The organism is Aeribacillus sp. FSL K6-3256, from assembly GCF_037965805.1.
Taxonomy (GTDB): domain Bacteria; phylum Bacillota; class Bacilli; order Bacillales; family Aeribacillaceae; genus Aeribacillus; species Aeribacillus composti.
Map to the genome: position 1 here is coordinate 318,906 of NZ_CP150188.1, position 17,571 is coordinate 336,476.

Consider the following 17,571-nt stretch of genomic DNA (forward strand, 5'->3'; position numbering starts at 1 on the left):
TTGTCTGTAACGCTGTTAGAATAATTATGAATTAATGAATAAATGACCAATTACTCAAAAAATCTGTTGTTTTTTACAATGTTTTAAAGACTTATTCTGCCAAACTTTAAAAACTCTAGATATAACCATTTCGATGAACTATATGAATAAGCCTCACACTTCTTTTTTATAGTAGGTGTGAGGTTTTATTTTGTAAAAGAGGACATTCGCAATTTTAAGTGGCTGATCATTTACAAGGAGAGTTTTGCTTGTCAGGGAAGCGTATAACAAACAACATTTCAACTTTAAAACAGAAGAAGCATTGGAAAACTGAAAGCGCGAGACTTAAAAGTGTTTTTTCAACGTTTATGGGAAAAGACAGATTTTCACGTTAGACTTCAATGAACCAAAAAAAATCACAAAGCATTTTTCACCGTGAGAAGTTGTGCGGCAGGCAAATTCCTTGTAATACCATTGAACAGTTTTTTACAATCCTTATAAGGAGAGTTTAAAAGGAGTTGAAAAAATGACGAATTCTCAGAAAAAAAGACTGGAAGAGATTGAATTCTCAGTTTTGGATTTGGCTCCTGTTTTATTAGGGAAAACGCCGGCTGACACATTCAAAAACAGTTTAGACCTTGCGCAAAATGTTGAACGATTTGGATATAAACGTTATTGGCTTGCAGAGCACCATAATATGGAGGGCATCGCAAGCTCAGCTACTTCTGTATTAATAGGTTATATTGCAGGAGGTACGAAAACGATTCGTGTAGGATCTGGAGGCGTCATGCTTCCGAACCATGCTCCTCTTGTGATTGCTGAACAATTCGGGACATTAGAGTCGTTGTATCCAGGTCGAATTGATTTAGGGATAGGACGTGCTCCTGGAACAGATCAGGTGACATCCATGGCATTGCGAAGAAATTTACATGGGTCAGTATCAGAATTTCCAAACGACGTCCAAGAACTCATCAATTATTTTGCTCCGAAAGAGAAGCGGAAAGGATATGTACGCGCAGTTCCTGGTGAGGGATTAAATGTTCCTGTTTGGCTGCTTGGATCAAGTACGTATAGCGCTCAGCTTGCAGCAAAGCTTGGACTTCCTTTTGGGTTTGCAAGTCATTTTGCACCGAATCACTTATATGAAGCACTGAAAATATATCGTGACCAGTTCCAGCCGTCAGAACATTTGAAGGAGCCGTATGCGTTGGCGTGTGTGAATGTCGTGGCAGCAGATACCGATGAAGAGGCGAAGTATCTTGCAACCAGCTTGTATCAAATGTTTTTGGGCGTGATCCGAGGAACTTCTAGATTGTTGCAGCCTCCTGTTGAAAGCATGGATGGAGAGTGGAATGAATTTGAAAAAGAAGCGGTACGCCATCAGCTTTATTTTTCGTTTGTTGGATCTAAGCAAACAATAAAAGAGAAGCTTCAAAAATTTTTGGATGACACTCAGGTAGACGAAATAATGGTTGTTTCATATATATACGACCATTCGGCTCGCGTGCATTCGTACCGTATTTTATCTGAGATAAAGAATGAAATGTAGTTCTTTTATTTTAAATATGTTATTTTCGGCAACTATCATTACTGTTTAACTTTTTCAGTTCGGGAAGAGATCTGAGAGCGGCAGACTCCTTTTTCAGAAATGTTATTTATGCTGTCATAAAAGCAACGATGTTTATGAATTGCGGATTCTCGAAACAGGCTATCAGCTTTGCTGACAGCTTGCTATTTTTCTCTGATAGCAGATATTTGATGTAGTTATAACTTTTCTGAAATGGGCTGCCCGATGAGTTCCTAAAATGAAGGATTTTGGAGCAATACTACTGTGAAGGACAAAAAAATCCTGTCCTTCATAGAGGCATGAAGGCAACTAGAAGCAATTGTATGTGCTGAATGTCTGTCATAAAACTTTTGAAGAACCGAATTCAGAAAGAGAGCATAAGAAAAGTCCTTCATAGACTTCTGAAGGATATAACAAGATAGAAAAAATGACCTGTCCGATAAGTTCCTAAAATGAAGGGGCTCCAAAAAGTCAGTTAATCCTGACTTTTTGGACAGCCCCGCAACATTTTTTATATGATGCGATTTTAAGAGAATTGCTGAAACTAGGCAAAAAAAGATGCCATTTCAGGGAATATTCCAATTCTAATAGCCTTATAAAATAACAGTAAACGCTTACAAAACAGGAGGTTCAAAATATTTTTTTTCAAAACGTTGTTGTTTTTTAAACGACGGCATGTTTCTTTATTATTGATTGAATGTTAGTTCTTAACTTTTGGGGCTGCCGGCTGACTTACTTTCTCAAATGTGATCAGTGCGTTCCAGCTGCCGGAAGATTGGCCGTCTGCCCAATATTTCGGTTGGTCATCGTCTTCAAGCATGCTTAATAGCATGGCGAGATGTCTTCCTCCTGATTCTACCTTTGCCAGACGGGCGTATTGAGGAAGCATTTGATAGGCTGCATCATATTCTTTGTTTAATATATAACTAATGAATTGTTTATCTAGTGCATGTTCTGAAGCGGTCGGTTTATTGTGTCTGCCGCGGACTAAATTGTGGGAAAGTGCGCCGCTTGAAACAAATACAATTTTCTTTTCGCTTTCTTTTAATACTTTTGCAATCAGCTGTCCCCATTTATACGTTTCATCTAAAGTGGCAGCCATCGTCACGGACAAATTCACAACAGGTATGTCTTCATTCGGCACAAGGTATCTAAGAGGCACAACCGTTCCGTAATCCCAAACATAGTAAGGGTCGTCTATTCCTACAACTTGCAGTCCAGCATCTTGACCGATTTTTACTAGTTCATCACCAAGCTGTTTATCTCCGGGATATTCATATGGAACATCACGAATTAAATCAGGACATTCAAAAGCGGTTAAAATGCCCTTATGGACAGGAGTGCAATCAACATAATGGAAAAAAGTCGACGGCCAATGGCAGGAAACAAGAACGATGGCATCCGGTTTTAAATCATAAATTGTCTTTGACATCTTTTGCATCTCAATGGCCATATCCTTTTGAAAGTCGGGGACTTGGTCAAAATGGCACATGCTTGGCACATGAGGCGCTAACAAAGCCAGCTCAATCGTCATAGCTACTTCTCCTCCTTTAAAATTATTTTCTTACTTCAGATGCGGGTTTGCCCGCAATTCCCCAATGGGTTTTTGGCACCTCTGTCACTAAAACGCGGATGTTTTCTTTTGGTGAATCGAGCGTTTCCGATACAGTATTTGTTATATTTTGAATTAACTCCTTTATTTTCTCTGGCGGCCTGCCCTCCATGATTTGAATAGTAACAAAAGGCATGTCATCCCTCCTATCAGGTAAGAAATTTTTTTCTTCCGCTATTTAAACAACATGGAAGCTTGCTTCGCCCAATCCGTCAAATTTTCCTGTGACATAGTCGCCTTTGTTTATCAAGACGGCGCTCGTGATTCCTCCTGTTAGAATAACATCACCTGCACGCAGCTTTTGTCCTTTTCGTGATAACATATTGGCAAGCAGAGCGACGGAATGGGCAGGATGGCCAAGCACAGCGGCTCCGGCTCCTAACTCTTTTATTTCGCCGTTTATGGAAAGAGTCGATCCAACTAAATCAAGTTCTAATCCTTCCGGCTTTTTCAAAGACGTTCCGAATACAACCCGGGATGTTGACGCATTGTCAGCGATTACATCAGGAAGCGTAAAATCAAAATTTTCATATCGGCTGTCGATGATCTCAAGAGCCGGCATCACGTAATCTGTTTTCGCAAGCACCTGTGCACCATTGACACCAGGTCCTTCAATATCTTCTTTTAATACAAAAGCGATTTCCGCCTCCACTTTTGGGTGGATTAAGTCATGAAAAGGCAATGCTCCGCCGTTATTGATCACCATATAATCGAATACATAGCCGTAAATAGGCTCATTGACCTTCATTTGCTTCATCTTAGCAAAACTTGTCAAACCCATTTTTGGACCGATGATACGGTGACCTTCATTTATTTTCATATTGACAATCTCTTGTTGAATGGCGTAGGCTTCTTCGACGGACAAATCCGGTTTTAATGAGGCCGTTACCTTTTTTACTTCACGTTTTTCCTTTTCCGCTGTTACTAAGTAGTCAGCAATTTTTTTTATATCTGCGCCAGCCATTTGCTGCATCCTCCTTAAGTATGTGCCGTTTGTTTTTGTTTTGAAATTTCAGCAGCTACATCAATAATCATATCCTCTTGACCGCCAACAACCTTTCTTTTGCCAAGCTCAACTAATATGTCGCGCGAATCAATTCCGAATTTTTTGCTGGCAGCTTGCGCATGCAACAGGAAGCTTGAATATACTCCAGCATATCCGAGTATTAGTCCATCTTTTGTAATTTCTTGCGGCTTTTCCAAAATGGGGGCTACTATGTTTTCGGCTACGTCCATAATTTTGTATAAATCGATTCCGGTGTTGATTCCTAAACGGTTGAGCACCGCGATTAATACTTCCGTTTGAGTGTTGCCTGCACCGGCGCCTAAGCAGCGGATGCTTCCGTCAATCCGCGTCGCTCCTTCTTCAATGGCTGCTAATGTATTGGCCATTGCTAGGGAAAGATTGTTATGGCCATGGAATCCGATTTCAATTGACAAGCTGTTTTTTAAAGCTTGAATCCTTTCTTTTACTTCATGCGGCAGAAAGGCGCCAGCTGAATCGACAACGTATACAACATCAGCTCCATAGCTCTCCATAAGCTTTGCTTGCTCAACCAGTTTTTCTGTTGGGACCATATGGGCCATCATCAAAAAACCGACAGTTTCCAATCCTAATTCTTTTGCGAAAGCAATATGCTGTGCTGAAATATCCGCTTCTGTTACATGAGTGGCGATTCTCGCCATTTTTACCCCCAGCTGTGCAGCTTGTTTTAATTCTTTCATTGTCCCGATTCCCGGCAAAAGCAAAACAGCAATTTTGGCATTTGTGACAGTAGATACAGCGGCTTCGATCAATTCCATTTCATTTGTTAAAGAAAGTCCGTATTGCAGAGATGAGCCACCTAAACCGTCTCCGTGCGAAACTTCAATATAAGGTACATTGGCATCATCCAACCCTTTTGCGACGGCTACGACTTGATCCACAGTATATTGATGTCGAATCGCGTGGCTGCCGTCTCTTAAAGCGACTTCAGTAATCAGTATGTTACGTTTTCCCACGATATTCACTCCTTCCTTAAACATTCACTTTAGAAGTAATATTTTTCGCCCATTCCTCCGCCACTTTCACTGCTGCGGCTGTCATGATATCCAAATTGCCTGAATAAGTCGGCAAATAGTCTCCAGCGCCTTCCACTTCGATAAAAACTGTTATTTTATTTCCGTCAAAGAGAGGTTCTTGTCTTAAGCGATAGCCCGGTACATAAGATTGGACTACTTCCACCATATCTTTGACGGATTGAGTAATCCTTTTTTGATCGACAAAATCATTTTCTACAAGGCAATATATCGTATCTCTCATCATAATCGGCGGTTCAGCAGGGTTTAAAATAATGATAGCCTTCCCTTTTTTAGCGCCGCCGATTTCCTCGATTCCGCGCGCTGTCGTTTCGGTAAACTCGTCAATATTTGCTCTAGTTCCGGGACCGGCGCTTTTGCTTGAAATCGTTGCCACAATTTCTGCATATTTGACAGGCTGAACTTTGTTGATGGCATGAACGATCGGAATCGTCGCTTGGCCTCCGCATGTAATTAAATTAATGTTGTCGGCATCCAAATGTTTATCAATATTTACAGGAGGTATGACAGACGGACCGACGGCAGCAGGTGTTAAGTCAAGAACTTTTTTCCCTGCTTGCTTCAGCAATTTTGCATGGCGTATATGAGCTTTTGCGGAGGTGGCATCAAATAGAATATCCGCTAGATCGGGATTTTCTAAAAAACCTTTAATGCCGGTATCAATCGTGTAATATCCGAAATCTTTTGCTTTTTTTAATCCGTCCGATGAGGGGTCAATTCCGATGACCGTTGTAAGCTCCAACACATCTGATCGACGGATTTTGTACATTAAATCTGTTCCGATGTTGCCGGACCCTAAAATTCCAACCTTTACTTTATTCATAAAATTCTCCTTTCAATCTATTATTCTGTAAATGATACAGTTACATGCCCGAGATGAGCGAACCGCGCCGTAAAGACGTCTCCAGCTTGTGCATCAGCGGCTCTGGATAGAGCGCCTGATAAAATGATTTCTCCGGGACGTAATGAAATATCAAAATCAGCCAGCCTGTTGGCGAGCCATGCGACACAGTTTGCCGGATTGCCTAATGCTGCTGCGCCGACACCGGTATTGACTAGTTCCCCGTTTTTTGTCAAGCTCATTCCAATTAATTCGAGATCAACATTTTCTATTTTTTCCGGTTTTCCTCCCAATAAGAAATATCCGGATGAAGCGTTGTCGGCAATGGTGTCAGCCAGTTTGATTTTCCAATCTTTAATGCGGCTGTCGACAATTTCTAATGCCGGAACAATATAGTCAGTTGCTAAGATCACGTCTAAAGCGGTTACGTTTGGACCTTTAAGCTCCTTTTTTAAAATGAAGGCAATTTCAGCTTCTACTCGCGGCTGCAAAACTTTTTTCATGGAAATGCTTCCGCCGTTTTCAACGACCATGTAATCTAATAAATGTCCATAGTCCGGTTCATCGACTCCAAGCAGCTTTTGCATTGCTAAAGATGTTAAGCCGATTTTTTTTCCGACAATTTTTTGACCTTGATCGACCTTTCTTTTTATATTTTCCAGTTGTATAAGATAAGCTTCTTCGGCAGTCAGATTCGGATCAACGGAAGTAAGAGGATCTGTCGCCTTGTTTAAAGCTTCAGCTTCCTGCAGTTGATTGGCAAAGTTGGCAATTTTCGTTGTTAACATTTTTTCCTTCCTTTCTCATTCAGACAGAATGATTTGGTAAGCAGGCTATTTTAACATACTCCTTATGTTTCAACGGCACCTGAAATTATAGCTTTATCGTTATGTTTGAAAGCTCTGTATAAAAATCTAAGCTGTGCATGCCGCCCGTTCTGCCAATTCCGCTGTGCTTCATTCCTCCAAACGGCGTTCGTAAATCACGCAGGAACCAGGTGTTGACCCAAATGATGCCTGCTTCAATTTGATGTGCCACCCTGTGTGCACGCCGTAAATTATTTGTCCAAATAGTTGCGCTTAATCCGTAATGTGTATCATTGGCTTGGGCTATAACTTCCTCCTCCATGTCAAACGGAGAGACAGTTACAACTGGGCCGAATATTTCTTCCCGTACGCAGCGGGAATTTCGATCCAAACCAGTTATGATTGTAGGTTCGAGATAATAACCCTTATCTAATCCATCTGGACGCTTTCCGCCTGTTAAAATTTCTGCCCCATCTTGCTTGGCTATGTCGATGTAGCTGTTGACGCGTTCGTAATGTTCCTTGCTTACGAGTGCGCCGACATCTGTGCCATTTTCAAATGGATCGCCAATCTTTAATTCTTTTGTTTTCTTTACAAATTTTTCTAAAAACTCTTCATAAGCTGGGCGCTCTACATAAATTCTTGAACCGCAAAGACAAACTTCGCCTTGGTTAATAAAGCTTGATTTGATGGTAGTTTCAATGACTTCATCTAAATCTGAATCGGCAAAAATAATGTTTGGATTCTTGCCGCCCAATTCATATGAAAGTTTTTTCAAGGAATTAGATGCTGCTTTCATAATGGCTGCTCCTGTACCCGGTTCACCGATAAAGGAAATGGCGTCAATGTCAGGATGTTCGGCAATTGCTGCCCCAGCGGAGTTTGGACCGAAGCCATGAACAAGGTTGACAACTCCGTCCGGAACACCGGCCTCTTTGCAAATTTCCATTAATGCAGTAGCGGTTAAAGGAGTCCACTCTGCAGGTTTAATAACAGCTGTGTTGCCCATTCCTAAACATGGAGCCAGCTTCCAAGTCAATAATAAAAGAGGTAAATTCCAAGGCTTGATAATTCCCACTACTCCGACTGGGCGTCTGTGTGCATAATGAATGGCCTGATCATCTTGCTGATAAGCTTCATTCGTAATCGAAATGATGTAGTCAGCGAAGAAGTGGAAGTTATAGGCAGCACGGGGAATGTCAATTTTTTTTGCAAGAGATAGCGGTTTTCCTGTATCCAATGATTCCAATCGTGCCAGCTCATCCTGTCTTTCTTGGATTAAATCGCCAATGCGCCGCAAAATTTTTGAACGCTCCGTTAATGTTATGTTTTTCCAAGGGCCGTTCAAAGCCCTTTTGGCAGCGGAAACGGCATAGTCGACCTCTTTTTTTCCTCCTTCAGCGACTGTTCCGATTACTTCCTCAGTTGCAGGATTAATATTGTCAAAGGTCCTTTTGTTATCGGATTCAACAAATTGTCCGTTAATAAAATGCAAGCAGTTAATCGTTCCGTTTGAGTTGATTGGCATGATTCACCCTCCCGAATATCATCATAAATTTCAACTGTGACTTTAATGGTAGTTGCCCTATGTTGCACTTTCAACTTCTAAATTGCTATATATGCAACAAATATAAAAATTTTTAAAAATATCGAAATATTTAATTTTTTACTTTTCAGTTGTTCATATATTTGATATATTCTCGTATAAAGAAAATTGATGTAGAGGGGGAGGGTGTACATTGAATGGAAAAGACGAGAAAAATCAGCTTTCTTCCATCAAAAATGCGCTGAAAATATTGAAAAGCTTTACAATGGAAGAGCCAGAAAAAAAAATAAGCGATTTATCCAATTCTCTAGGATTAAATAAAAGCACAGTCAGCAGGACAATGAAGACGTTGGCAAGTGAAGGATTTGTTTATAAAGATTCAGAAACGAAGAAATACAGATTGGGATTATCCATTTTATCTTTAAGCGGCGTGCTATTCAGCAATATGGATATTTACAGAGAATCGCAGCCTGTACTAAATAAACTGGTCGAAACAACCGGTGAAACTGCCCATATTTCTGTATTGGACAATTTAGAAGTTGTTTATTTGCAAAAAGTAGAGTGCAATCACCCCGTAAGATTTTTAACCCATATCGGGAGACGCAATCCGCCTTATTGCACGAGCTCTGGAAAAGTTTTAATTGCATTTTCGGAAAATGAAACGGTCGAAAAAATTATATCTAAAGGGTTAAAGCGTTTTGCAAAAAATACGATTACGGATCCTGAGAAGCTGAGAGATCATTTAAAAAAAGTAAGGGAGAATGGGTATGCCGTCAGCATTGAAGAATTGTCCGAGGGAGTTAATTCCATTGCCGCCCCGATTTATGATTATACCGGAAAGGTTATTGCAGCACTTTCTGTAGTCGGTCCAAAACAACGAATCAATTCTTACAAGCTTAAGGCGATGGCGAAACAAGTGATCGCAGCAAGCAAGGAAATTTCTGAAAGAATGGGGTATTTGAATTTTTCATAATTTGGTGGGAGAGTGGAGAGATGTATGATTTTCATACACATTTCATCCCTGAAGGCGTGATGGAATGGGTAAAAGAACATAAAGAAACTATTCATGCTGAATGGGTGAAAAAAGAAAAGGATAAGGAAGAGTTTTTGATTGTTAATCAAAAATGGGGATTTGAATTAAAAAAATCTTTTTTAGATTTAACCCTTTTTTTAAACGAACAATTGAAAGCGGGAGTTCATCATTCCGTCATTTCGCCGATACCGCAGCTTTTTATGTACGAGTTTCCGGAAGAAATTACTGCTGAACTATCCGGCGTGTATAATGATTCATTAGCGCGGCTTGTGCAATCGTTCCCGGAAAAATTGTCTGCGCTGGCAACGGTTCCGTTAAATAACCCGGATAAAGCTGCACAAATCTTGACAGATGCGATGGGAAAAGGGTTAAAAGGAGCCATTATCGGTCCTGGGGCAGCTAATCATATGCTGTCAGATGAATTTTTTATCCCATTTTTTGAAGCAGCCGATCGGTTGAAAGCGATTGTTTTCATTCATCCGTTATTGAGCGAAGATCCTCGCTTGAAAAGAAGAATGATGCCAAATTTAATCGGTGTTCCGTGGGAAACAACGATTTGTGCTACAGACCTTTTATTAAGCGGATTGATTGATCGATTTCCAAATGTGAAAATATTATTTGCCCATGGCGGAGGATTTTTGCCTTACCAAATCGGCAGAATAGAAAAAGGATACGAAGAATGGGAAACGGTTTCAAAAAATTTAACATCCTCTCCGAAAGAATACTTAAAGCGTTTTTGGTATGACAATGTTTTGTGGGAGCAAGCAAGCATTGACTATTTAGTGCGAATAGTGGGAGAAGATCGAGTAGTGCCTGGCTCCGATTTTCCGTTCGACCTTTCTGTCTGGCCTCCAAATGAAAAGCATTGCAAAGGGGCAAGTTCATTAATAGATTTTTAATAGCTTTTCGTCTTTTAAGCCAGCAGGCTGGACAATCAATCGCTAAATGATTTATCTTTTGAATCATCGTTCCGGTTTTTGTTAGCAAAACGTTATTTCACGAACGGGCTCAGCATCATGAAAACGGAAATGTCGTTGTATTATATGGCAGCAGAAAAGCATAAAAGCAGTCTAGACTTGCGGACTGCTTTTATGCCGTTGTGTGCTGAACAGGCAGTAAAGGTGCTATCTCGTCTATTATTTTTTGATCAGCAATGACAGTATAATTTCCGATCGTTTGTATAGCTCCGCCCGCTTCGCACACAAGCAGCTGTCCAGCAGCAATATCATAAAAATTAGGCTTATAGTAGACTGCGATATCAAGTTTGCCGCAAGCAATGTAGGCTAAAGTGACAGCAGCTGTTCCGATCATTCTGACTCGGTAAACGTCGTTTACAATGTTTTCAAGCAATGAAATGCGCTCTTTATTCGTTTGTTTATTGGCGTCCTTTGCAAAATCGCCAATGGAAATAAAAGCTTCCGCCAGGCTGGCATTTCGAATGTTTATAGCATTTCCATTTAAATAGGCTCCTTCTCCCTTTGCTGCCCAATACGTTTCCCCAAAAGCAGGCAATGATATAGCAGAGACGACTGGATCATTTTGATAGGTTAGGGCGATGGAAACTCCGTAAAGCGGAACGCCGAAACTGTAGTTGATGGTCCCGTCAATAGGGTCAATCACCCATTCAAATTCATCCTTTCCCCCAATGCTGCCGGCTTCCTCACTGAATATGCGGTGATCAGGATATGTCTCCTGAATGCGATCAATGATCAGCTTTTCAGCTTTCAAATCCATTTCAGTCACAAAATCTTTTGCAGACTTTAATGTTTGCTGCCCAGCTTTTCCTGCATACGGCCGAATCAATTCACCGGCCTCTTTAGCTAACTTTATCGCAAAAGGCAAATATTGCTTATACATTGCGTTCCTCCTTCGGAAAAGTGAATCAATGATTGATTGCTATTAATTAATCATAATATATTTCAAGAAATTTAGGAATAGATGGAATGTTAACACACACTTGCTTTAGAAGTGTAATGAAAGGTTTCCACATGAGAAATGAAATGCCCTGGATAAGAAAGATCATCTTACATCTTGCATTGAACGCTTTTCTCTTCATATCTTCCGGTGTTTTACATGTTCGATGGTGCAGCGGCTTGACGATTTAATGACAGAATATTATAATTTTAATAAAATTGGACTGCCCAACAGTCCAAAAAAATGAAAGGAACATGTTTATGAAATCCAATATATTTAATGAACTCACCAATACGAGAGTTTACGAAAAAATTGTTGATCAAATTAAGCAGCTGATAGAAGAAGGAAAACTAAAACCAAATGACCGCCTGCCTCCGGAGCGTGAATTGGCGAAAATTCTCGGGTGCAGCAGGACTTCTTTGCGGGAAGCATGCAGAGTTTTAGAATCGGAAGGAATCATTATTTCAAAACCAGGCGGCGGACGGTTCGTTCAAAAAGTCGATCAAAGCTTGATTCTGAAATATCAGATCAACCCTATTGATGTACTCGAAAAAACAACAGTGATTCAATTTTTGGAGGCCCGGGAAGCATTGGAGCCAAAAATTGCTGAAATAGCATGCGAAAGGGCAACGAAAGAAGATATAGAAAAGATGGAAAAGGCATTGAAATTAATGGAAGTAAAGTTAAAAAATCCGGAAGAGGAAATAGATGCAGACAGCAACTTTCATTTATCTCTCGCCCAAGCGACACATAATTTTGTGTTCATCTCATTTATGGATACGAATTTGAATTTATACCGCCAAGTGCGAAAGCAAACGTTGCAGTCGCAAGCGCGTTATTCTGAATCTTTTTTTGAACATGAAGCGATTTTGGAAGCCGTGAAACAGAAAGATAAAGCAAAAGCATCGGAAACGATGAAAGTCCATTTAAGCAATTTGCGAAGCAATGTATTAGGCATGCTGCCAGAGAAAAATTAATGTTTTGGAGGGGGATACGATGGAAAAAGGAAAATATGGTCCGTTAACAGGAGTAAATATTTTGGATATATCGACTATGATCGCTGCTCCTTTTGGGGCAACACTGTTAGCTGACCTTGGCGCCGAAGTGACGAAAATTGAATTGCCCAATAAAGGTGATACTTTGCGGACTGTAGGCCCTTGGAAGGGGAATGAGCCGCTCAGATGGCCAGGGCTTGCCCGCAACAAAAAATCAGTTACTTTAGATATACGGAAAGAAGAAGGAAAAGAAATTTTAAAAAAACTTATAAAAAATACGGATATTTTAATTGAAAACTTTCGCCCCGGTACTCTTGAAAAGTGGGGGCTAGGGTATGAAGAATTGAAAAAAGCAAATCCTAAATTGATTATGGTTCGAATCTCCGGCTACGGTCAAACAGGACCGTATCGCGAAAAAGCCGGGTTCGGAACTCCGTGCACCGCTTTCAGCGGCCATACTTATATCCAAGGGTATCCGGACAGACCGCCTGTCAGTCCATCTTATTCATTGCTTGATTATATCACTGGTGTATATACTGCATTTGCTGCGGTCAGTGCATTATATTACCGTGATAAAACTGATGATCCAGAAGGGCAAGTAGTCGAAATGGGATTATATGAATCGATTTTCCGAATGCTCGAATTTTTAGTAGCTGAATATGACCAAAACGGTATAGTAAGAGAAAGAACACCCGGGTTGGCCGGACATTCAAGTCCAGCAGGAACATATGAAACGAAGGATGGAAAATATGTTGTTCTTGTTTGCAGTACTGATTCAACTTTTAATCGGCTTGCAGAAGCAATGGAACGAACAGATATGCTTGAGGATGAACGTTATTATACAAATTCACAACGTTTAAAACATGACGATGAAGTACAAAAGATTGTCTCTGACTGGATACGCCAGTTTACGCTGAAGGAGCTGCAGGAAAAATTGGATTTGTACGGTGTGCCTGTCAGTCCGATTTTAAGTATTAAAGATATTTTTGAAAATGAACATTATCAAGCTAGGAAAAACATAGTAGAAGTTGAGCATCCTCGGCTTGGAAAAGTAAAAGTGCCGGGCGTCGTTCCTAATTTTTCAAAAACTCCTGGAACCATTCGTTACCGCGCTCCTGAGCTTGGAGAGCATAATGAAGAAATATTAGGCGGAAAATTAGGGTTATCAAAACAGGAGCTTGCCGAGTTAAAAGAGAAAGGAGTCATTTAAATGAGTGATGCCATGTTTCCTGCAAGGGTCATCATTTGCGAAGTTGCGCCGCGCGACGGGTTTCAATCAGAGGATCAATGGATTCCGACTGAACAAAAAATAAAAATTATCCGTGCGCTTGCAAACACAGGAGTTCAATCGATAGAAGTGACATCGTTCGTTCATCCGAAAGCAATTCCGCAGTTGAAAGACGCCGAGGAAGTTGTGAAAGGGATAGAAGATTTAACGCATATTAAATTTCGGGCTTTAGTGCCAAATGTAAAAGGGGCCCAAAGAGCAATTGCGGCTGGAATAAAGAAATTGAAGCTTATGCTCTCGGCAACAGATTCGCATAGTTTATCAAATGCAAACTGCCTTGTGGAAGAAGCGCAAAGAGGATTTGAACCTATTGTCGATTTGGCGCAAAAACATAATGTTGAAGTAGGAGGATCAATTTCCGTTGCATTTGGATGTCCATACGAAGGAAAAGTGCCTTTAGAAAAAATAGTAACAATTGTAGATCGATATAAGAAAATGGGGATAACTGAAGTTTCGCTTGCTGACACGACAGGAATGGCCAATCCAAAACAAGTCTATCAATATCTTGGCGTATTAAAAAAGGAATTTCCTCACATGACTTTCTCCATGCACTTCCATAATACGCGCGGAATGGCGTTGGCGAATGTGGTTGCCGCTTTGCAGCAAGGTGTCATCCATTTTGACAGTTCTGTCGCAGGTCTCGGCGGATGCCCATATGCACCAGGAGCAACGGGTAACATTGCAACAGAGGATTTAGTTCATTCACTAGAAGAGATGGGGATTGAGACTGGAATTCATTTAGATCGCATAATTGACGTTGCAAAAGATGTAAGAAACATGCTCGGTCATGATGGAGGAAGCTACATGCTTCAGGCAGGACCTTGTTCGAAATTGAGTCCAAAACCAACTGCTCAGGAAAAATTAGAAAAGTAAAATGATTGATATGGAAAATAAATAAAAAATTATCATTCATATTTTTAGATCGATCTAATATGGTCGATCTATTTTTTGCCGTCAAAAAAAGAGCCAGTTGAAATGCGTAAACCCAATCTGTTAGGCATTGAATAAAGAGTCGTAGCAGGGCTGAAAAGTGACAGGGGCTAAAGACGGTTGTTGAAAACGAAAGAGCAAGAAACTCGAATGGTGAATTCGAAAAAAACTCTGGCGATGAAAAGAGTAGGATAACTCATTTGCTGTATCAAGGAGAACGTGGAATTCTGGGCAAGATCCCTGCCGCAACGTTCCTTGACAACATGATCATTTGTCCGGGAAGACGACCGACAGGAAGACTTGCCGGATTTACCTGCCACGTCAAGCCATCAGGTCCATGTTTCTATCAAAGAGGGAAATTTACAACAAAAATTTGGACTTAACCGATTGTTACATTATATGTTATCGAAGGCTTTCCACATAAAAATCCCTTCCATGAGCTTTCTTTTTTCGGTCTACTATAAAGGGGATCATATCATTCGTGCGATGGTTAAGTTTTTTATTGTGCAGTAGACATAGTATGATGATCATTGCTTCCTTACAACTTTATATTCGGCGGATCATTTCCCTTATAATAGAAAGGATTAAGATATAACATGTGTCAACAGATTGCCGGGAATAGATTCCAATTCATCGGTGGAGGTGGACAAGAGATGCTGATGAAAAATAATTTTTACTATATATGTAAGAAACTAGTGAAAATTCATTTCTTCTTTTGTCTCTAAATAAAGTGCAGTTATAAATTTTTTTATGCTCAATCGGCATTTTGTTGTCTTTTCTCCATTTTTTAGTTCCTCCATTCGTTGGCGGATTTCTTCAAAATCAAATAAACGAGGGGCGTAATGTTCGAAATTAGGATTTGTATAATCAGTTAATCCAATTGAAGCTAAATTGGTGAATGTTTGTAAAACTATTCGGCGAATACGCTGTTCCATGGCACGCAATTCCTTTTGTAGAGATTCTTCATCAAAATGATTTCCAGATTGCAGCAAAATTTGTTTGTATAAGTCTTTTAATTGAGGAAGGTCGTGTATATTTTTTCCATTCTGTTCTCGAGCCTCTAGCCATTTTATCACTGCTAATATGTCAGAAGTTCCCGTCTCGCCAGCAATGCCTAAAGTGAGAAGGAGATGGCAAGCTTTTTCCTCAATCGAATGCTTTGCAGAATATGTAGAAGCTTTTAAAAATGTTTGCTGATCTTTATCTTTATCATCCATTACTTCTAATAAATTGCGAATAGATATAAGTGAAGAAGATAAGGCAAGATGGTTGGCAACTCTTTTTAAAACGGAAACGACTTCGTATTTGTTAATAGGTTTTTGAATGTATGTGTCGACACCCTGCAAGTATGCTTCACCGACCATTTCTTTATTTTCAACTTGAGAAATCATAATAAAGGGACCGGTGAATCCTTCGCTTCTCAATTTTTTCATTGTTTGAATGCCGTCTAGTCGAGGCATCAATAGATCAATTAGAATAACATCCACATTTTTGAGTTGATCGATTGAAACATTAATCCCATCATCTGCTTGTCCGATAACTTTTCCAAGCCCGCTGTCTGTTATTATTTTTTCCAACATTCTTCTAACAACAGGATCGTCTTCAATTAGGAAGAAGCGAAGGTACATCACGTGCCCCCCTTTCTTTATTATGAAATACCTATGTAAACGTTTTAAACAGCTGATCTTTTGGTATCGCTACCATAAATTGAGTAGGTTGTCCTTTTTCATTTGATAATTGTATTGAACCATTTAAATTTTGTACAATTTTTTGGGCATGTGTCAATCCGATTCCTGTTGATGGATTCCCGTTTTTGTCAAATTTTGTTGTAAATCCGGGTTCAAAAATCCAGTCTTGATCTTCCTCGGATATACCAATACCGGAGTCGGTTACGAAAAATTTTATGCTGTGATTATCTTCCACTACACGCAGTTCAACCCAACCTGAATGATGTATTGCTTCGACTGCGTTTGAAACAAGGTTGTTTAATACAGATAGAAGAGCATATACATGGTTAGTACATAAGTCAATATCACATTTTTTTTGGAATTGAATTGGCTTTTCTAAAACTTCTGCATATTTTTGATTTGTTTTAATAACTAAATCGCAAATATCTGTAATGGAAATATGAAGGTTTAGTTGCTCTTGACTCATTAGTTTAGATAATCCTGCCAAAATCTTTTGTGAATCTTTTTTCACTTCATGAACATGTTCAGCAATATAAAGGGCTGTACTTGCCTCTTTATTTTCTAATTCCATTAAACGCATATATAGTTGATAGCTTTTTCTAGTTATATCTTCTAGATGGCTCATTGATTTCCGCAAAAAAAATGTTTCTTCATAAAGGCTTGTATTGATCATAACGAGACGTTCGAGTTCATGTTGTCGCGCTTCGCTTATGGCTTTTAATTGAGAAAAATTTAAAATATTGTAAAGCCCTACTGCGCAAAAACTTCTTAAAATCCCAAATAAAAGTAGCATCCAAATAGTTTCTAACGTGAGGGTAAATTGTTCTTGTATTAGTATGCGAAAAGATAATTCCACCATATTAGATGAAAAATCAATGCATGCTCCAATGATTCCTACACGAATGGGAGTTTTTAAATATTTTTGAATTTTTGTAACATAAACGAGTAAAGTAAAATTAAAATAGTAAAAGGCAGCGGGTAAATGGATAAAGAAACTGTCGATCCAAAAGACTCGCCCTAATATAAGATCGATCATCATCCGAAACAGCAAAACAAAAATGCCAGTACTAAATCCAGTTACAAGGATAGGAGCAGATCGAAAAAATAGTAATCCAAAGAAGAAAATTGCACTTCCTAATGAAAATCGAAAAAAATTATCAAAAGGATTGATTTTCATTTCTCCCAGAAGTGCAGTAGTGAAAACAAGGACAACAAGTGTCCAAAGGCGGTTATTCATCGCATTCTCCTTCATAGACAATTATAATACCATTATGGCCAGAAACCTACGAAACG

16 protein-coding genes are annotated in these 17,571 nt (G+C 39.7%); 6 read left to right on the top strand and 10 right to left on the bottom strand.

Annotation, left to right across the window (positions count from 1 at the left end):
- The first annotated feature begins 505 nt into the window (after window positions 1–505).
- The gene (locus NSQ84_RS01625; RefSeq protein ID WP_063388387.1) at window positions 506–1,528 is read left to right on the top strand and encodes an LLM class flavin-dependent oxidoreductase; all 1,023 of its coding nucleotides are present in this window, start codon (window positions 506–508) and stop codon (window positions 1,526–1,528) included.
- Between the two features lie 718 nt (window positions 1,529–2,246).
- On the opposite strand, the gene NSQ84_RS01630 is transcribed toward NSQ84_RS01625, so the two are convergent.
- The 7 genes from NSQ84_RS01630 to NSQ84_RS01660 all read right to left on the bottom strand — a co-directional run bounded on the left by NSQ84_RS01630 (window position 2,247) and on the right by NSQ84_RS01660 (window position 8,412).
- A complete protein-coding gene (locus tag NSQ84_RS01630; protein ID WP_066247153.1) occupies window positions 2,247–3,080 on the bottom strand; it encodes an MEMO1 family protein in 834 nt (277 codons plus the stop codon).
- A gap of 22 nt (window positions 3,081–3,102) precedes the next feature.
- Window positions 3,103–3,294 (bottom strand): 4-oxalocrotonate tautomerase, encoded by a 192-nt coding sequence (locus tag NSQ84_RS01635; protein ID WP_066247150.1) that lies wholly within the window; start codon window positions 3,292–3,294, stop codon window positions 3,103–3,105.
- A gap of 42 nt (window positions 3,295–3,336) precedes the next feature.
- Window positions 3,337–4,122: a fumarylacetoacetate hydrolase family protein gene (locus NSQ84_RS01640; protein ID WP_066247147.1), complete on the bottom strand. Its 786-nt coding sequence runs from the start codon at window positions 4,120–4,122 to the stop codon at window positions 3,337–3,339.
- A gap of 14 nt (window positions 4,123–4,136) precedes the next feature.
- Window positions 4,137–5,162 carry a 4-hydroxy-2-oxovalerate aldolase gene (dmpG, locus tag NSQ84_RS01645; protein WP_339212720.1) on the bottom strand — a complete coding sequence of 342 codons (1,026 nt, stop codon included), beginning with the start codon at window positions 5,160–5,162 and terminating at the stop codon, window positions 4,137–4,139.
- A gap of 13 nt (window positions 5,163–5,175) precedes the next feature.
- Window positions 5,176–6,060 carry an acetaldehyde dehydrogenase (acetylating) gene (locus tag NSQ84_RS01650; protein WP_066247144.1) on the bottom strand — a complete coding sequence of 295 codons (885 nt, stop codon included), beginning with the start codon at window positions 6,058–6,060 and terminating at the stop codon, window positions 5,176–5,178.
- Window positions 6,061–6,080: 20 nt separating this feature from the next.
- Window positions 6,081–6,866 (bottom strand): 2-keto-4-pentenoate hydratase, encoded by a 786-nt coding sequence (locus tag NSQ84_RS01655; protein WP_066247143.1) that lies wholly within the window; start codon window positions 6,864–6,866, stop codon window positions 6,081–6,083.
- An 85-nt stretch (window positions 6,867–6,951) separates the two neighbouring features.
- Complete coding sequence (locus NSQ84_RS01660) at window positions 6,952–8,412, bottom strand: aldehyde dehydrogenase (RefSeq protein WP_063388380.1); 1,461 nt, start codon at window positions 8,410–8,412, stop codon at window positions 6,952–6,954.
- Window positions 8,413–8,623: 211 nt separating this feature from the next.
- Here NSQ84_RS01660 and NSQ84_RS01665 point away from each other — a divergent pair, with 211 nt between their 5' ends.
- Both NSQ84_RS01665 and NSQ84_RS01670 read left to right on the top strand, forming a co-directional pair.
- The gene (locus NSQ84_RS01665; protein ID WP_063388379.1) at window positions 8,624–9,403 is read left to right on the top strand and encodes an IclR family transcriptional regulator; all 780 of its coding nucleotides are present in this window, start codon (window positions 8,624–8,626) and stop codon (window positions 9,401–9,403) included.
- A 20-nt stretch (window positions 9,404–9,423) separates the two neighbouring features.
- Window positions 9,424–10,362, top strand: a complete 939-nt coding sequence (locus NSQ84_RS01670; RefSeq protein WP_066247139.1) for an amidohydrolase family protein — start codon at window positions 9,424–9,426, stop codon at window positions 10,360–10,362.
- Window positions 10,363–10,552: 190 nt separating this feature from the next.
- Here NSQ84_RS01670 and NSQ84_RS01675 read toward each other — a convergent pair whose 3' ends face one another.
- Complete coding sequence (locus tag NSQ84_RS01675; RefSeq protein WP_066247136.1) at window positions 10,553–11,320, bottom strand: inositol monophosphatase; 768 nt, start codon at window positions 11,318–11,320, stop codon at window positions 10,553–10,555.
- A gap of 317 nt (window positions 11,321–11,637) precedes the next feature.
- Here NSQ84_RS01675 and NSQ84_RS01680 point away from each other — a divergent pair, with 317 nt between their 5' ends.
- From NSQ84_RS01680 to NSQ84_RS01690, 3 genes are read left to right on the top strand one after another with little or no spacing between them, the layout of a single operon-like run.
- Window positions 11,638–12,354: a FadR/GntR family transcriptional regulator gene (locus NSQ84_RS01680; protein WP_066247134.1), complete on the top strand. Its 717-nt coding sequence runs from the start codon at window positions 11,638–11,640 to the stop codon at window positions 12,352–12,354.
- A gap of 19 nt (window positions 12,355–12,373) precedes the next feature.
- On the top strand, window positions 12,374–13,582 hold the full coding sequence (locus tag NSQ84_RS01685) for a CoA transferase (RefSeq protein WP_066247132.1): 1,209 nt from the start codon (window positions 12,374–12,376) through the stop codon (window positions 13,580–13,582).
- Window positions 13,583–14,533, top strand: a complete 951-nt coding sequence (locus NSQ84_RS01690) for a hydroxymethylglutaryl-CoA lyase (RefSeq protein WP_066247129.1) — start codon at window positions 13,583–13,585, stop codon at window positions 14,531–14,533.
- A 749-nt stretch (window positions 14,534–15,282) separates the two neighbouring features.
- On the opposite strand, the gene NSQ84_RS01695 is transcribed toward NSQ84_RS01690, so the two are convergent.
- Window positions 15,283–16,218: a response regulator gene (locus NSQ84_RS01695; RefSeq protein ID WP_066247125.1), complete on the bottom strand. Its 936-nt coding sequence runs from the start codon at window positions 16,216–16,218 to the stop codon at window positions 15,283–15,285.
- Between the two features lie 31 nt (window positions 16,219–16,249).
- Window positions 16,250–17,515: an ATP-binding protein gene (locus tag NSQ84_RS01700; protein ID WP_339212183.1), complete on the bottom strand. Its 1,266-nt coding sequence runs from the start codon at window positions 17,513–17,515 to the stop codon at window positions 16,250–16,252.
- Window positions 17,516–17,571 lie beyond the last annotated feature (56 nt).

Bases quoted from the DNA above. Each gene is read 5' to 3' on its own strand.
- NSQ84_RS01625 (WP_063388387.1), top strand. From the start codon at position 506: ATGACGAATTCTCAGAAAAAAAGACTGGAAGAGATTGAATTCTCAGTT.
- NSQ84_RS01630 (WP_066247153.1), bottom strand. From the start codon at position 3,080: ATGACGATTGAGCTGGCTTTGTTAGCGCCTCATGTGCCAAGCATGTGC.
- NSQ84_RS01635 (WP_066247150.1), bottom strand. From the start codon at position 3,294: ATGCCTTTTGTTACTATTCAAATCATGGAGGGCAGGCCGCCAGAGAAA.
- NSQ84_RS01640 (WP_066247147.1), bottom strand. From the start codon at position 4,122: ATGGCTGGCGCAGATATAAAAAAAATTGCTGACTACTTAGTAACAGCG.
- NSQ84_RS01650 (WP_066247144.1), bottom strand. From the start codon at position 6,060: ATGAATAAAGTAAAGGTTGGAATTTTAGGGTCCGGCAACATCGGAACA.
- NSQ84_RS01655 (WP_066247143.1), bottom strand. From the start codon at position 6,866: ATGTTAACAACGAAAATTGCCAACTTTGCCAATCAACTGCAGGAAGCT.
- NSQ84_RS01660 (WP_063388380.1), bottom strand. From the start codon at position 8,412: ATGCCAATCAACTCAAACGGAACGATTAACTGCTTGCATTTTATTAAC.
- NSQ84_RS01670 (WP_066247139.1), top strand. From the start codon at position 9,424: ATGTATGATTTTCATACACATTTCATCCCTGAAGGCGTGATGGAATGG.
- NSQ84_RS01675 (WP_066247136.1), bottom strand. From the start codon at position 11,320: ATGTATAAGCAATATTTGCCTTTTGCGATAAAGTTAGCTAAAGAGGCC.
- NSQ84_RS01680 (WP_066247134.1), top strand. From the start codon at position 11,638: ATGAAATCCAATATATTTAATGAACTCACCAATACGAGAGTTTACGAA.
- NSQ84_RS01685 (WP_066247132.1), top strand. From the start codon at position 12,374: ATGGAAAAAGGAAAATATGGTCCGTTAACAGGAGTAAATATTTTGGAT.
- NSQ84_RS01690 (WP_066247129.1), top strand. From the start codon at position 13,583: ATGAGTGATGCCATGTTTCCTGCAAGGGTCATCATTTGCGAAGTTGCG.
- NSQ84_RS01695 (WP_066247125.1), bottom strand. From the start codon at position 16,218: ATGTACCTTCGCTTCTTCCTAATTGAAGACGATCCTGTTGTTAGAAGA.
- NSQ84_RS01700 (WP_339212183.1), bottom strand. From the start codon at position 17,515: ATGAATAACCGCCTTTGGACACTTGTTGTCCTTGTTTTCACTACTGCA.